This is a genomic window from uncultured Thiothrix sp. (assembly GCF_937873765.1).
GTDB lineage: Bacteria > Pseudomonadota > Gammaproteobacteria > Thiotrichales > Thiotrichaceae > Thiolinea.
The window spans coordinates 209,010-224,165 of sequence record NZ_CALMZC010000014.1; the positions used below are offsets into that span (position 1 = coordinate 209,010).

General features: G+C 44.9%; 16 protein-coding genes. 9 read left to right on the forward strand and 7 right to left on the reverse strand.

Annotated features, from left to right (window positions below; translation table 11 throughout):
- Positions 1 to 2: 2 nt before the first annotated feature.
- The gene (locus Q0307_RS04250) at positions 3 to 353 is read right to left on the reverse strand and encodes a YraN family protein (RefSeq protein ID WP_298657041.1); all 351 of its coding nucleotides are present in this window, start codon (positions 351 to 353) and stop codon (positions 3 to 5) included.
- Complete coding sequence (locus tag Q0307_RS04255; RefSeq protein WP_298657044.1) at positions 353 to 1,930, reverse strand: penicillin-binding protein activator; 1,578 nt, start codon at positions 1,928 to 1,930, stop codon at positions 353 to 355. Before Q0307_RS04255 ends, Q0307_RS04250 begins: the two co-directional genes overlap by 1 nt.
- 147 nt (positions 1,931 to 2,077) lie before the next feature.
- Between Q0307_RS04255 and rsmI the strand changes: the two genes are divergently transcribed.
- Positions 2,078 to 2,923 (forward strand): 16S rRNA (cytidine(1402)-2'-O)-methyltransferase, encoded by an 846-nt coding sequence (gene rsmI / locus Q0307_RS04260; protein WP_298657046.1) that lies wholly within the window; start codon positions 2,078 to 2,080, stop codon positions 2,921 to 2,923.
- On the opposite strand, the gene Q0307_RS04265 is transcribed toward rsmI, so the two are convergent.
- Complete coding sequence (locus Q0307_RS04265) at positions 2,912 to 3,592, reverse strand: DUF2058 family protein (protein WP_298657048.1); 681 nt, start codon at positions 3,590 to 3,592, stop codon at positions 2,912 to 2,914. The genes rsmI and Q0307_RS04265 overlap by 12 nt on opposite strands.
- Positions 3,593 to 3,610: 18 nt before the next feature.
- Positions 3,611 to 4,261, reverse strand: coding sequence for an adenylate kinase (locus Q0307_RS04270; RefSeq protein ID WP_298657051.1), 651 nt, complete (start codon positions 4,259 to 4,261; stop codon positions 3,611 to 3,613).
- 120 nt (positions 4,262 to 4,381) lie between these two features.
- On the opposite strand from Q0307_RS04270, the gene ppa reads away from it, so the two are divergent.
- The 8 genes from ppa (at position 4,382) to lipB (ending at position 12,415) form a co-directional block, all read left to right on the forward strand.
- The gene (gene ppa, locus Q0307_RS04275) at positions 4,382 to 4,915 is read left to right on the forward strand and encodes an inorganic diphosphatase (RefSeq protein ID WP_298657054.1); all 534 of its coding nucleotides are present in this window, start codon (positions 4,382 to 4,384) and stop codon (positions 4,913 to 4,915) included.
- A gap of 144 nt (positions 4,916 to 5,059) precedes the next feature.
- On the forward strand, positions 5,060 to 7,018 hold the full coding sequence (mrdA, locus tag Q0307_RS04280; protein ID WP_298657057.1) for a penicillin-binding protein 2: 1,959 nt from the start codon (positions 5,060 to 5,062) through the stop codon (positions 7,016 to 7,018).
- Entirely contained in the window at positions 7,015 to 8,127 is a 1,113-nt protein-coding gene (gene rodA / locus Q0307_RS04285) for a rod shape-determining protein RodA (RefSeq protein ID WP_298657060.1), read from the forward strand. The genes mrdA and rodA overlap by 4 nt, the downstream gene beginning before the upstream one ends.
- A 9-nt stretch (positions 8,128 to 8,136) precedes the next feature.
- Positions 8,137 to 9,327 carry a lytic murein transglycosylase B gene (gene mltB / locus Q0307_RS04290; protein WP_298657063.1) on the forward strand — a complete coding sequence of 397 codons (1,191 nt, stop codon included), beginning with the start codon at positions 8,137 to 8,139 and terminating at the stop codon, positions 9,325 to 9,327.
- A 69-nt stretch (positions 9,328 to 9,396) separates the two neighbouring features.
- Positions 9,397 to 10,239: a septal ring lytic transglycosylase RlpA family protein gene (locus Q0307_RS04295; RefSeq protein WP_298657066.1), complete on the forward strand. Its 843-nt coding sequence runs from the start codon at positions 9,397 to 9,399 to the stop codon at positions 10,237 to 10,239.
- Between the two features lie 20 nt (positions 10,240 to 10,259).
- Positions 10,260 to 11,504, forward strand: coding sequence for a D-alanyl-D-alanine carboxypeptidase family protein (locus Q0307_RS04300; protein WP_298657071.1), 1,245 nt, complete (start codon positions 10,260 to 10,262; stop codon positions 11,502 to 11,504).
- Positions 11,505 to 11,513: 9 nt separating this feature from the next.
- Positions 11,514 to 11,789, forward strand: coding sequence for a DUF493 domain-containing protein (locus tag Q0307_RS04305; protein WP_298657074.1), 276 nt, complete (start codon positions 11,514 to 11,516; stop codon positions 11,787 to 11,789).
- Positions 11,777 to 12,415, forward strand: a complete 639-nt coding sequence (gene lipB / locus Q0307_RS04310; protein WP_366936743.1) for a lipoyl(octanoyl) transferase LipB — start codon at positions 11,777 to 11,779, stop codon at positions 12,413 to 12,415. Before Q0307_RS04305 ends, lipB begins: the two co-directional genes overlap by 13 nt.
- Here lipB and coq7 read toward each other — a convergent pair.
- The 3 genes from coq7 to ccsB form a co-directional block, all read right to left on the reverse strand.
- Positions 12,412 to 13,056, reverse strand: coding sequence for a 2-polyprenyl-3-methyl-6-methoxy-1,4-benzoquinone monooxygenase (coq7, locus tag Q0307_RS04315; RefSeq protein WP_298657078.1), 645 nt, complete (start codon positions 13,054 to 13,056; stop codon positions 12,412 to 12,414). The genes lipB and coq7 overlap by 4 nt on opposite strands.
- 8 nt (positions 13,057 to 13,064) lie before the next feature.
- Positions 13,065 to 13,736: a thiol:disulfide interchange protein DsbA/DsbL gene (locus tag Q0307_RS04320; protein WP_298657081.1), complete on the reverse strand. Its 672-nt coding sequence runs from the start codon at positions 13,734 to 13,736 to the stop codon at positions 13,065 to 13,067.
- Between the two features lie 63 nt (positions 13,737 to 13,799).
- Entirely contained in the window at positions 13,800 to 15,155 is a 1,356-nt protein-coding gene (ccsB, locus tag Q0307_RS04325) for a c-type cytochrome biogenesis protein CcsB (protein ID WP_298657084.1), read from the reverse strand.
- Position 15,156: the final 1 nt, after the last annotated feature.

The window sequence follows — 15,156 nt, forward strand, 5'->3', positions numbered from 1 at the left end:
GTTTAGCTCGCGTCAAAAGCATTTTTGAGCCAAGTAATTTGTTGCTGAGCATTGATAGCAATCACATCAAAGCGGCAAGCTAAATCATAGGGGTGCAGCAGTAAATAGTGTTGAGCGGTGCGAATAATTTTTTGTTGTTTGCGCAGATCGACACTATAGAGCGCTCCACCAAAGTCTTCGCGGCTACGATAGCGCACCTCAGCAAAGACCAGATGCTCGCCATCTTGCCCAATCAAATCGATTTCACCCCCACGTAAACGATAATTGCGTGTGTAGAGTTTAAAACCCTGAGCTTGCAAATAATCACAAGCCCAAGTTTCCGCTAGTTGCCCAAGTGTTTGGCGACTAGCCATTATTCTAAAGCAGTGGGCAAACCATCTTTAAAGGTTGCCATTACTAAGCGACGTTGGATCAGACGATTGGGCGCGAGGCTAATTTCACCCGTGTGGCCTTGTATGCGTTGATTTTGGGCAAGAGCTGGTAGGTTCTTGGCAATAGCCACTGCATCCATGCCTAAAGCATACAGGCGCGGGTATTTTAGCTGCTCTAAACTACCTTGCTGTAGGCTTTGCAATACAAAGGGTATTTCGGTATAGATAATACCTTCTAAATCAGCGTCTTTATTTCTTTCTACACGCCCAGAGAACACATGTGAAGTAGCATAAACCGGTAAGTCTGGCGCTTGCGCTTGCAGTAAAGGTTTCATTAAACGCGCTTGCGTAGGGGAAGCTCCTAAAAACACCATTTGTGCACCGCTGCTATTCGCTAATGCCGCTTGTAGAGTACCCAGATAATCTTTGCTCGTATTGTTTGGATAAGCCACACTGATAATGACTTGACCACCAGCAGCACTATACGCGGCGGTAAATGCTTCCGCTAAACGACTACCCCATTGTGAGTCGGGCACTAAGACTAAAGCTTGGCGTAAACCACGACCTGTAGTAAAAGCGGCTACTTGGCGTGCTTCATCTTCAGGCGATAAACCAAACTGATAAAGTGCTGGTGAGCTTTGCCCATCAGTGGCGTAATTTAGACTTAACACCGGTACAGTTAAAACATTGCTGGCTAAAAGCCCATCTAAAGCGTCTTTGTCCAAGGGGCCGACGACAATATCTGCACCTTCGCTAGTTGCTTGTTGGTATTGGTTAATGACATTTGCTGCGGTGGTCGCATATTGCTTGCTACGAGTGACTGTCCCCAACTGGTTGCCCATATCCTGCATGCCTTGATAAATTTCTTTACCGACTGACCCTAAAGCCCCACTGTCTGGGAGCAACACTGCTAAATTTTCCACTGCGCGTGGTAAAGTACTCTGTTGCTGAGTCGTGTGCTGATTTGTTTCGGAGTGTGGCTGTAATTCTGGCGGAATACCTGACAGATTACTTGGCTGAGGGGGTAATCTTCCACCCATTTCTAAAGCGCGTTGCCGCACTAAAGACACTTTACTGCGTAAGCCCGTTGATATCACCGAATGGGGTAAAGGTAATAAGCGTAGAGCTTGAGTGGCTTGCTCATTTTGTAAGGCCAATAAAGCTAAGGTGTAGCGATAGCGTGCTTGATTCTCACCGGTTAAGGCTTGGCGCGGAATTTTTTGCAGATAGTGCTTAGTGGTGTTCTCATCGCCTAAAGAGGCAGTGACTTCAGCGGCTTGGAGAATGACACGCTCACGTTGGGGTGACGGTAAGCTTAAGGCAGCTTGATAATAGACTTCAGCCGCTTGGGGTTTACGGCCTTGCTTAAACAGTTGGTTACCTAATTCGACAGTTGGTGTGCCTTTAAATTGACTAACCACACGACCTTCACCAAAGGTTTGCTGGTTAGTAGAAGCATTATTCGCAAACAGATTGGAATTGAGACTACATCCTTGCAGCAGAAATATCCCACTCATCAAGCCCATTGATAATGAGTAGCGTAAGTCCTGAATTGTCATTATAACTATCCTAAATATACGAGGAACTAACAGCGCTTAAGCTCAATTAGGCTGAAACTATAGCAGGATTTCGCTTTTTAGGGATAGCAAAAAGCTCGGCAAAGCCTGATCATACCTACCTTTCATCTAAAGCCAGTCTAGGTTGCTATGAGCGCTAGTTTGTATTGTGTTGCTACACCAATTGGTAATTTAACTGATATTACCGAACGTGCGATTAAGACCTTGAAAGAAGTTGAAAAAATCTATGCTGAAGATACACGTGTCACTTTACGCTTGCTCACTCACTTAGGCTTTCAGAAACAGTTAGTGAGTCTGCACGACCATAATGAGGCGACTCGTGTCACGCAAGTGCTCGCTGATTTAGAGCAAGGCATGAATGTCGCTTTGGTAAGTGATGCAGGTACTCCCTTGATTAGCGACCCGGGCTATCATCTTGTTAAAGAGGTAGCTAAAGCAGGCTTTAGAGTAGTACCGATTCCCGGTGCTTGTGCCGTGGTCGCGGCTTTATCAGCCGCTGGTCTGGCGACCGATCGTTTTGTATTTGAAGGCTTTCTAGCGGCCAAGTCTTCAGCGCGCAAAGCGAGTTTTGAACAACTTAAGGCTGAAACACGTACCTTAATTTTTTATGAGTCCAGTCATCGTATTGAGGGATTTTTAGAGGATCTAGTTGCTGTCTTAGGGGCAGAGCGCGAGTTAGTCATTGCTCGTGAACTGACGAAACTTTATGAAAGTTTTTATCGAGATACGGCGCAGAGCTTACTAACACGCTTAGGCATGGATAGCGATATGCAAAAAGGTGAGTTTGTCGTGTTGGTCAAGGGTTCTAACGATGTAGTAGAGCAAGGCAGTGTTGCGGTGGAAACGGTGTTGCAGGTTTTATTAGAGGAAGAGATTTCAGTCAATCAAGCGGCAAGGATTGCTGCCCGAATTACCGGGCAGGCAAAGAATAAGCTATATCGTCAAGCCATAGAAATGAGTAAATTACTCAACTGACGGTGTGACCGGTTTCACAGGTATTTCAGGTACTACCAGCTCTTCAGTCTCAACGCCATCTTTATTCAGCACAATTAACTTATCGGGATCAATCGCTAAAATTTGTTCAGCCACTTCACTAGGGATTAGGCAGCGCTTACCTTCTAGGAAAGTAATTGCTAAAGTACCTGCAGCCAGTTCTTGTTGCTGTTGCTCAGTGACATATAGATATTTGACGGTTTCACCTACTACAAAATTGTAGCGGATAGCTGCATCGTCCACATTTTTCAAATGAGCAGTGATCAGCTCACGCACCTGCTGGCGCGTTTGCTTCTTACGCTCCGCCACTTCACGTTTGCGTTGTTCTTCAGCCGCTTTCTCTTGGCGCTCAAGTTCATTGCGCTCACGGTAGAATTGCTCCAAATCAGAAGACTTGCGTGATTTCGCAGGTTTATTAGGAGCTGGCTTCTTATCCGCTTCAGGCGTATTTACCTCTTCCGGTTTAGCTGCTGGAGGTTTATTGGATTTAGGCGTAAAACTGCGATTGGGTTTTGCTGGTTTCAGCTTAGCTTGCTCGCGCGCTTCTTTCGCCTTTTCTTTCTGCTGTTGCTTCGTTTGTTCAGCTTGATCAATTTGTGCTTGGGTAATCAAGCCTGCTTTCAGCAGTTGTTCGCTTAGTGAATTGGACATGGTCAATGGTCGTCAATATTAAACAGTAGCCAGTTCCGCTTGGATCGCCTTGGTAATGTCTTCCATCTCACCAATGCCATTAACACGCTTGAGCAAACCTTGATCTGCGTAGTAATTAATGAGTGGTGCGGTGTTCTCTTCATATACCTTGAGGCGATTGCCAATCGTCTCCTCATTATCGTCAGCACGATGATATAAGTTCGTACTGCCGCATTTATCGCAGACTCCTTCCTTAGTTGGCGGAGAGAAGTAGCGGTTATAAACGGTCGAGCAATCTTTACAAGATAAACGACCGGTTAAACGTTTTAATAGAATATCAAAATCAACATCGATTAAGAGGCCAGCATCAATCGGTTGGCCCACTTCAGCCAGCAACTTATCTAAGCTTGCAGCCTGACTTAAATTGCGTGGGAATCCATCCAAAATAAAGCCATTAGCTGCATCGGACTGCTGTAAGCGCTCGCGAATCATGCCTAGTACTATATCATCAGAGACCAAGCCACCTGAATCCATGGCAACTTTAGCTTGTTTACCGAGTTCAGTGCCTGCTGCAACAGCGGCACGCAGTAAATCGCCGGTCGAAATTTGCGGAATATTATAAATATCCGTCAAGCGTTGTGCTTGAGTTCCTTTACCTGAGCCTGGTGCTCCGAGAAGTACGATACGCATAAATTTTGGTTCCCTTTTCTGCTCCAATCGAGTCACTTCTTATACTTAATTAAATGTTGCAGTGCAAGTTAGATTCAACAGTCGTTATAATAGTCCGCTTTAAACCAATGGAAGACCGCTATGAATATCGACAAAATTGCCGTCGGTAAAGACGTACCTGAATCTGTCAATGTTATTATCGAAATCCCAGCTCAATCTTCTCCTGTAAAATATGAGATAGATAAAGAGAGTGGGGCAGTGGTAGTGGATCGTTTTATGTCTGCGCCGATGTTCTATCCTGCCAATTATGGTTTCGTGCCACACACTTTGTCAGACGATGGCGACCCGGTTGACGTTTTAGTGGTAACTCCCCACCCATTGGTACATGGCTGTGTAATTCCAGCGCGGCCAGTTGGTGTCTTAAAAATGTCTGACGAAGCGGGTCAAGATGCAAAAGTCGTCGCTGTTCCTGCTGGTAAGCTGGCACCTGAGTTTAAGGATATAACTTCTTATACTCAGCTTTCACCGTTATTAATCAAGCAAATCCAACATTTCTTTGAGCGTTACAAAGAGTTGGAACCTGGCAAGTGGGTAAAAGTGGACGGTTGGGCTGATGCGGCTGAAGCTAAACAAGAAATCTTAGATAGCATTAAGCGTTACGAAGCCAGCAAATAAGCTTAGATTAAACTTTTAGTTAAGCTGTACTCATCCCATAAACTCCTGCCAATTTTCTGATAAACTTTCAGAGCAGGAGTTTATCTCTTTGGGCTATGAAATCGTATTTATCATTAAACTAATTAATTCTAGTATCAGCACGGTATGGGTGAGCGCTTATCAATTAAAACAGAACGGGATGAACAACAGCTCTTCAACTCGCGTGCTATTGTTGCCGGTCTGATCGTGTTAATCGCCTTAATAGGCATTATGACACGCCTCTATTTTTTGCAAATTCAAGAGCACGAAGCTTATACGGTGCTTTCTAAACAAAATTATCAAAAACACATTCCACGTGCTCCGACGCGTGGACAAATCTATGATCGTAACGGGGCAAAGCTAGCAGATAACCATGCGCAATACGTGTTAGAGGTCGTTTGGGATAGTGTTCCGGATCAAAATAATGATGGCAAAAAACGCTGGAACGACATGCAAATGATGTTAGAGCGTCTCAATAAAATCGTACCGCTTTCAGAAAAAGACTTGCGTATTTTTGGCCAGCAAGTGAATCGCCGCAGTCGTTATCAACCAACACCGCTGAAAGAAAACCTTACTGAGCAAGAAATGGCAATGTTCGCTGTCAACAAATCCCGTTTTCCAGGGGTGAATTTAGAGCGGCGTATGCAGCGTTATTACCCGTTAGGTACCGTTGCTAGCCATGTGATTGGTTATGTCGGGCGGATTGATGATCGCGATTTAGAGCGCTTGGATAAGAATAATTATGCAGGTACTACTCATATTGGCAAAATCGGTGTGGAAGCCGCTCACGAAGATCGTTTGCATGGTCAAGCAGGTTATGATCTAGCCGAGGTCGATGCACATGGTCGGCATCAGGATATGATTGAGCGCGAAGAGGCAGTAGGAGGACAGGATTTAATTTTAGGTTTAGATATTAATCTACAACTCAAAGCAGAGGCCTTACTTAAAGGTGAACGTGGGGCTGTGGTGGCTATCGATCCACGGAATGGTGAAGTATTAGCGATGGCGAGTGTTCCCACTTTTGACCCTAATCTTTTTGTCGATGGGATCTCCAGCAAAATTTATACTGAGCTGCGTGACGATCCTGACCGTCCGCTCTACAACCGCGCTTTACAAGGGGCTTATCCACCGGGTTCAACCGTTAAGCCTATGAACACTATGGCTGGATTGTATGAAAAAGTCATTTGGCCGGGTAAAACTGTTTATGATCCGGGGTTTTTTCAAATTCCGGGGCACAAACATCGCTATCGCTGCTGGAAAAAATCGGGTCATGGTGGGGTGAGCATGGATTATGCTATTGCCCAATCCTGTGACACTTTTTTCTACGATATGGCCTACCGTATGGGTGTAGATAAATTCTCGGGCTATATGAGTTTGTTTGGCTTTGGTAAGAAAACTGGGATTGATCTAACTTCTGAGTCGGATGGTTTAATGCCCACACCGGAGTGGAAACAACGCCGCTATAAGCAGGTTTGGTATCCGGGCGATACGGTTAATATTGGGATCGGACAAGGTTATTGGCTGGCAACCCCTGTTCAACTTGCACATGCTACTGCAAGTGTCGCTATGCGTGGCAAGCGGATTCGCCCACATGTCTTACGCGCCTTTCGTATGGCTAAGGATAAACCTGAGCAAATTCTGCAGCCAGAAGTCATTGCGCAAATTCCAGCCCGCGATAAACGCCATTGGGAAATGGTAGTACAGGGTATGGTGCATGTAGTACATGCATCTTATGGTACAGCTAAACGCGTTGGGGTTGGTGCGCCCTATACCATTGCGGGTAAAACGGGCACTGCGCAGGTTTTTGGGATTGCTCAAAATGCTCGTTATGATGCCTCACGGTTAGCTAAACGTTTACACGACCATGCTTTGTTTGTAGGTTTTGCCCCTGCGGATAATCCGCAGATTGCAGTTTCTGTGATTGTTGAAAATGGTGGCGGTGGTAGCTCCACAGCAGCACCGATTGCCCGTAAGGTCATGGATGCTTACTTATTAAAGAAATACGATGACGAGCCCCCTACTGAAGAAAGTGGTGAAGTAGAACCTGCCGATATCGTGCCACGCGTAGAGGGAGCTGATGAATGATTTCTGGATTATTACCAGCCTCACTGTTGAAAATGCTGCAGCGCGTAGATTTAGTGATGCTGGCTGCTTTATCGATGCTCATGTTTATGGGATTGGTCACCCTTTATAGTGCTTCAGATACATCAATGATGATGGTATACCGCCAAGGTATCCATTTCGTTTTAGGCTTGGTGTTGATGCTGCTGTTTTCCCAAGTAGAGGGTAAAACTTTAAGGCAGTTTGCGATTTGGTTGTATGGTATTGGCGTTGTGCTATTGATCTTAGTGCTGATGGTGGGGGTTATTAAAAAGGGTGCACAGCGTTGGCTCTATTTGGGAATTGATATTCAGCCTGCAGAGATGATGAAGCTAGCAGTACCCATGATGGTGGCTTACTATTTTTCTGAAAAGCCGTTGCCGCCGCGCTTTCTCGATATCATCGTTGCCTTGATTTTAGTCGCAGTACCGATGGTGCTGATTATGAAGCAGCCTGACTTAGGTACTTCGTTGTTGATTGCACTGTCTGGTTTATTCGTTATTTATTTAGCCGGTATGTCTTGGTGGCTGATTGGTGGCTCGTTAGCGGCTATCGCTATTGCTGCTCCCTTGATGTTTAACTACGGTATGCATGAATATCAGCGACAGCGGATTCTTACCCTATTTGATCCTGAAAGTGACTTACTAGGTACGGGTTATCATATTTATCAATCTAAAATTGCCATTGGTTCGGGTGGCGTGTATGGCAAGGGTTGGTTGCATGGCGACCAATCACATTTAGACTTTTTGCCAGAACGACATACTGACTTCATTTTCGCTGTCTTTGGTGAGGAGTTTGGCTTTTTAGGCAATCTGCTGTTGATTAGCTTATACGTGTTTATTATTTGGCGTGGGTTATATATTGCGTCTAAAGGTGCTGACACTTTTTCGCGGTTATTAGCAGGTAGCTTAAGCCTAACATTTTTTATCTATTTGGTGGTTAATACAGGCATGGTGAGTGGGGTGTTGCCTGTAGTGGGGATTCCTTTGCCATTAGTGAGTTATGGTGGAACCTCGGTAGTCACGCTCATGAGTGCCTTTGGCATTATCATGGGTATGAAAAAGCGTAAGCGTAATTATCAGACAGAGGAATAGGGCTATAGCATGCAAGTATTTTGGGGAAAGACGCGAGTCTTTGGCTTAGTCGTGTTAGCTTTAAGTTTAAGTGCTTGTAGCAGTACACATAGTATACCTGAAGCCGGTATTGGCTCTGGCCAATCGACAGGCATTCCCTCTGCTGATCCTCTGGTCAATCCACGACCTCGACCCCAACGACCGAATAGGCCAGCAGTCACTTATCCGCAGCAGCCAGTCATACCACCTATTCAATCTGGTACTCCTGAACCCCTACCTCCACAAATACAGTCGCCAGCAACGAGTGGTGCTTATTTAAGTTATCCTGCGCTGCAGTTTTTTATTAGCCGCATGCATAAAACACATGGTTTTGATGCAAGGCAACTGCAGAGTCTATTTGCAAATGTACAGCGCAATGAGGATATTCTTGCTAAAGCTAGTAAGCCTGCTGAAGGAAAACCTTGGTTTCAATATCGTTCGATTTTCCTAACAGAAGATCGGATTAACAACGGTGTAGGTTTTTGGCGGCAATATGCGAGTGCAATCGAGGCCGCTGCCCAGCAATATGGAGTTGACCCTGCTTATATTGTAGCAATCATTGGGGTTGAGACACTCTATGGACGCAACACAGGCAATTATTATGTGTTGCAAGCTTTAACGACTTTAGCCTTCGATTTTCCTAAACGTGCCGATTTTTACCAAAAAGAGTTAGAGCAATATTTATTACTGACTCGCGAAGAACAAGTTCAGCCTTTTGGCTGGCAAGGTTCTTATGCTGGAGCGATGGGCTTAGGCCAATTTATCTCCAGTAGTTATCGGCAATATGCGCAGGATTTTAACCGTGATGGACAGCGTAATCTTTGGGATCCAGAAGATGCGATCGGCAGTGTCGCTAACTACCTAGCGCGACATGGTTGGCAAAGTGGCGAGGATGTGGCTGTTCCTGCTTATGTTTCCGGTCAAGCCTATGCTAGACTGCTGAATGAAAAGCCAGTTAAGCCTACTTTAGGCTTGTCAGCACTCGCGGCAGAGGGGGTTGTGCCAGTGAGTCATATACGGGCAAGACAAGCTAGCTTAATTCTACTGGACGGGGCTGCAGGGAGTGAGTTTTGGTTAGGCGGGAATAACTTCTATGTGATTACTCGCTATAACCATAGCAATAAGTATGCACTGGCTGTTCACCAATTGGCGCAAGCCATCCGTCAACGGATGGGACGTTAATGATCTGTTACTCTGCAAAGCCTTAGACTAAATCTTAAGGCAAGCCATGAATTAATGATGATAACAACGATGAAAATGATTCAACGAGTACTGTTATGGGGGCTTACTGTCAGCTTATTAGCAGGCTGTAGTGCTTTGACGACTGATGAACCAAGCGCGATGGGTTCTATTCCTCCTTTGAAAACGAACAGCGCTATGAGTTGTGGTAATGAACCAAGTTACACTTTGAAAGGCAAGACCTATCAAGTGCTAAGTTCAGTGAGTGGTTATCAGGAAGAGGGTACAGCTTCTTGGTATGGTAAGGAGCTACAAGGATTTAAAACAGCGGGCTGTGAAACTTTCGATATGAATAGTTTCTCGGCAGCTCATCGAAGTTTGCCTTTACCAAGTTTCGTGCGTATCACGAACTTGGAAAATCAAAAAACTGTGATTGTACGTGTTAATGATCGTGGACCTTTTGAAACCGATGATTTAATCCAGTTATCTTTTGCAGCTGCCAATGCTTTAGGCATGAGTACCAACAAGGGGTGGGAAACAGTCAAAGTGCGGGTAGAGGCTTTAGCCCAACAACATACTGAATCGGGGCAGGGTAAACTTGCTGAACGCGCTCGAGTCAAAGCTAAACAAACACCAGAGCAAGTTAAAGTTGAACAGGCTGCGAAAGCGACAGGCAAAAGTTTTTATGTGGTAGTAAATAATTTTGCTGAGCAAAATGAAGCACTAGAAATGTTTGTGCGTTTGACCTCGGTGGGCTTAGCTAAAACTGAAATGGCAACGGCGATGCAAGACGGTAAGTCAATGCATCAAGTACGGATTGGGCCACTGTATACCCAAGATCAAATTGACACTGTGAAAGATGCACTAGAAAACAATGGTTTGGCAACTTTCCGTGTTGTCGAAATAAATCAATGAGATAGAGAGTGAATAACAGGATGTTACTGAGAATACTGTTGGTCGGTTTATTGTTATCAGGCTTAGCCCATGCTGAAACGAAACCTACCAAATCTGTACCCGCTGCTACAGTGGACAGCTCTGAAGATATGCCAGCCGGTGCAGGTAATAATGCTAAGCCATTAAGTCCACCTAAAGGGGGGCAAGTTGTGGCCTTAGCGGATGGTGCTCCTGAAGTAGACTCCACCAGCTTTGTCTTAGTAGATTTTCAAAGTGGCGAGGAGTTGGCCTCTCTCAATCCGGGCGAGAAAGTAGAGCCAGCAAGCATCACCAAGCTTATGACGGCTTATATTATCTATCGTGAACTGAGCAAAGGGACGATTAAGCTCGATGATGAAGTGCTGATTAGCCAACATGCTTGGGAAATGCAAGGATCGCGCATGTTTGTAGAGCTAGGTAAAAAAGTACAGCTTGAAAAATTGCTGCGTGGTCTCATTATTCAATCAGGTAATGATGCCGCTGTCGCTTTGGCTGAGCATATCGCAGGTTCTGAGACTGCTTTTGTGCAGCGCATGAATGAAACCGCTAAAGAATTAGGTATGAATGAGAGTCAGTATCAAAATGTCACGGGTTGGCCCGCACCCGATCACTATACCACCGCGCGTGATATTGTGGTGCTTGCGCGTGCTCTAATCACTGAGTTCCCTGATCGATATAAGCTCTATTCTGAAAAAGAATTCACCTATAACAATATTAAGCAACATAACCGCAACAAATTATTGTGGCGTGACCCATCCGTCGATGGTATGAAAACAGGTCATACTGAGTCAGCAGGTTTCTGTTTAGTAGCCTCTGCTAAGCGCGATAATATGCGATTAATTTCAGTGTTGCTGGGTTCAACTGACGAAAATAGTCGGGCTGAGTCGAGTCAACGCTTATTGGAATACGGTTTCCGTACCTTTGAAACTCATAAGATGTACAAAGGTGGTGATGCTTTATCTGAGGTTCGAGTCTGGCAAGGTGAAAAAACGCATGTGGCTGCAGGTGTGATTGATGATCTATATGTAAGTATAGGCAAAGGCCGCTATGACCAACTTAAAGGGGTGATTCAATTTGATAAAGCAATTGACGCACCGATTCGACGCGGAGATGTTTTAGGAAAAATTGTATTTTCTGAACAGAGTAGAGTTTTGAAAGAAGTCCCTTTATTAGCCCTCGAAGATATTGCGGAAGGGGGCTTGTGGCGGCGTATGTCAGATAGTGTCCAGAAATTTTTCGCGGACTAAGGAGCCAAAATGAGTACGTTTAGCCGATCTGAAGTGAACATGGAATTTCCAAGTCATTTTCCCATTAAAGTGGTGGGGGCGGCGCATGATCAATTAGCCCAAGTCATCCACGACATTATTCTAAAACACGATCCAGCCTTTTCAATGGAGGCGATTCGTACCAATCAAAGTCGTACTGGCAAATATCACAGCCTAACTTTGGGTGTGAATGCCACTAGTAGAGAGCAATTAGACGCGATTTATCATGATTTGCAAGCCTGCGAGCTGGTATTGTGGGCTCTTTAAAAATCCGTGTCTTAGGTATAAATCAGCCCTATTTATCTACTTTGGAAGCTATGCAAACCTTCACTCAGCAGCGCTCTGAAGATGCGCTGGATGAGTTGTGGATTTTAGAACATGAGCCAGTGTTTACCCTAGGTCGTAATGGGCAGATGGAGCATGTACTTGATCCGGGTGCTATTCCTGTCGTCAAAGTTGACCGTGGTGGCCAAGTGACTTACCACGGCCCTGGCCAACTGGTTATTTATCTGTTGGTTGATGTACGCCGTTTAAATCTGGGAGTGCGTGAGCTAGTGATGAAAATTGAGCAGTCGATTATCAAGCTGTTAGCGAATCGTCAGATAACAGCAACAGGGGATCGTGAAGCTCCCGGTGTCTATGTGGACGGTAAAAAGATAGCAGCTTTAGGTTTACGCGTAAGCCGCGGTAAAACTTATCATGGTCTCAGCTTAAACGTAAATATGGATTTAAAGCCATTTACCTGCATCAATCCCTGTGGCTATGCAGGTTTAGAGGTTACGCAATGCCGCGATTTGGGTATGGAGGAGACTTCGATGGAGCTAGCAGATGAGCTAGCTGTCTTACTCGCCCAGGAATTGGGGTATCAGCAAATTGAGTGGTTAGCTGACTAGATATATTTAGCCGTACTCGTCATCAGCTTTGAAATCAAGGGCATGGCTAATTTGCGAATCGGGAAAGGGAGTTTAGCGCCACCCGCCTGTTGAGCCATCTGACCATGCCGTACTTCATCTTCTTTCATCTGCTGTAAAATGACAGTGCTAGGCAGGTCGCTCGCGGGTAATTTTCCTAAATGATTAGCTAAATGTTGTTCAACTTGATCTTCAGTTTCTTTAACAAAACCTAAGCTCCATTTGTCACCGATTAAACCAGCAGCAGCGCCCATTGAAAACGAGCCCCAATACCACAGCGGATTTAAATGGCTACGATGACTAGATAACTCAGCTAAGCGCTGTGCACACCAAGCTAAGTGATCATTTTCTTCTAAAGCAGCACGCTCCATTTGGGCACGTACTTGTGGCAGTTTAGCAGTCAGGGCTTGACCACGATACAAGCCCTGTGCAGCGACTTCACCCGCGTGATTAATACGCATCAATTGAGCGGAGTGTTTTCTTTCTTCTTCGCTTAACTCAGCTAGCGGCAAAACATTTTGTGCTGGGTTAGTGCGTTCCGTAGTAGTGGGAATGGCGAGAGTGGCACGAAGTGACTGATCAATTTCCACTAAAAGACGATCAAAAAAACTCAAAGCGCGCATAGTGAGGGTTAGCGAGGTAAAGTAGTTAAATATTTAATGACATCATTGAGCTTATCAGTCCCCGTCATTTTGCTAGGACCGGTTAAGTATTTACCATTGACAATGATGCTGGGTACGGAATCAATACCTGATTTAGTATTAATATCACGTGCGTAACTCAATAAAGAGTTGAGTTCCATTGAGTTCATGGCTTTATTGATTTCGTCAGTGGCATAGCCAAACGATTCAAAGAAACGCCGTAGGTTGTCATCATTTTTTGCTGTATTGCCACGTTCAAAGCGTGGTAAAGGACGGCGTTGCACATGGACTGCATTGAAAATCTTACCATGTAGATCTTTAGCACCATCACGGTCTAAAATATAGCCAATATAATAGAGCTTAGCATGATAATCCCAAGTTTCACCTAAAGTGCCAGGTACCCGATTAAAGAACACATTCGCAGGCTTAGTTTTTAGATAATCTTTAATGGTTGGCTCTAAGTGGAAGCAGTGTGGGCAGCCATACCAGAAAATTTCAGTGACTTCATGCTGACCTGTAGGAGCTTTTAAAGCCACTGGTGGGTCAATCAGTGAGTATTGCTTACCTTCCGTGTATTCGGCTTGAGTGACTTCCGACATACAACCTGCCAAAGTAAACAGTAAGGCTGTCACCATAGGTAGGAAAAATTTTACCATTCTCATCAATTATTCTCCGTCGTTATTGTGTTGCATCGCAAATCTTTAGCTCAGACCTTGACACTAGGCTTAAAGTTCACCATAAGAGTGTAGACCGGACAGGAACATATTGACGCCTAAGAAAGCAAACAGTGTGATAAATAAACCAATTACTGCCCACCATGCCATCTGTGTACCACGCCAGCCTTTAGAGAAGCGGAAGTGTAGCCAAGCTGCATAATTTAACCACACAATTAAGGCCCATGTTTCCTTAGGATCCCATGACCAATAACCGCCCCAAGCTTCTGCTGCCCACATCGCGCCTAAAATCGTCGCAATCGTAAAGAAGGCAAAACCTAAGGCGATGGCTTTGTAGGTAATATCATCAAGCATTTCTAAAGAGGGTAGCGTCTTCTGCGTACTGGGTAGCATCAAGAGCACACCCAGTGCCGTGAGCAATAAAGTAACTGCAAAAGCAATACCTGCTGAGTTTAAACCGAGGCTAATTAGACTACCTTCAAAGGGCGTTTTACCAAATGCCGTCCGTGCAAAAATCCACGTGAATAGACTAAGGAATATAAAGCTAGGTACTAGAATAGCGACTAAGCGCGATGGGTGACTGTAATAGTATTTGATTAAATAAGCCGAACTAGTCATTGCTGCCAAAGCGAAAGCACCATAGCCGACGAAGTTGGCAGGAACATGAATTTTCATCCAATAGCTTTTTAAAGCAGGTACTAATGGGCGAATCTCGTGTGCACCACGCTCGAAGCTATACCAGAGCAAAAAGGCTACTGCAGCACTAATCACTAAGAGAGCAAAACCGCCTAAAGCACGGCTACGATAGCGACCTTCATAATATAAATACAAAATACCCGTGATCAGGCAGAAGAGAATGAAAACTTCATATAGATTACTAACAGGAATATGTCCGAATTCAGGGTCGACCAAATACGATTCATACCAGCGCACCATCAGGCCAGTAAAACCCATAATAACTGCAGACCAAGTTAAAGTACTTGCTGTTTTAGCAATGAACTCATTATTTGCAATTAAGCCACCAAAATAAAAAACGGTGGCTATCACAAACAAAGCACTCATCCACATAATCGCGGATTGGCTAGAGAATAGATATTTTAGGCCAAAGACAGCTTCAGCATTAGCGATATTGCCACTGTAAAGCCAAATGCCTAGCAAGCTAAAAGCTGTAATCAATAAGCTTAAAGGCTGGACAGCGCGCCAGTTCCAACCCAAGGCGATCAAAGCAGGTGCACTGGCAATCAAAAAACCTTGTTCATAAATATCCATCGCCTGCGAGTAGAGCAGATAGGCATAAGCAGTACCTACTAAAACCAGTGCTGCCCAAATCCAATCCGTCAGTTTAAGACGCTGCCAGAAACTCGGTTTGTCCATCAGCGCCTGCATGGCTTCTTGTGTAACAGACATT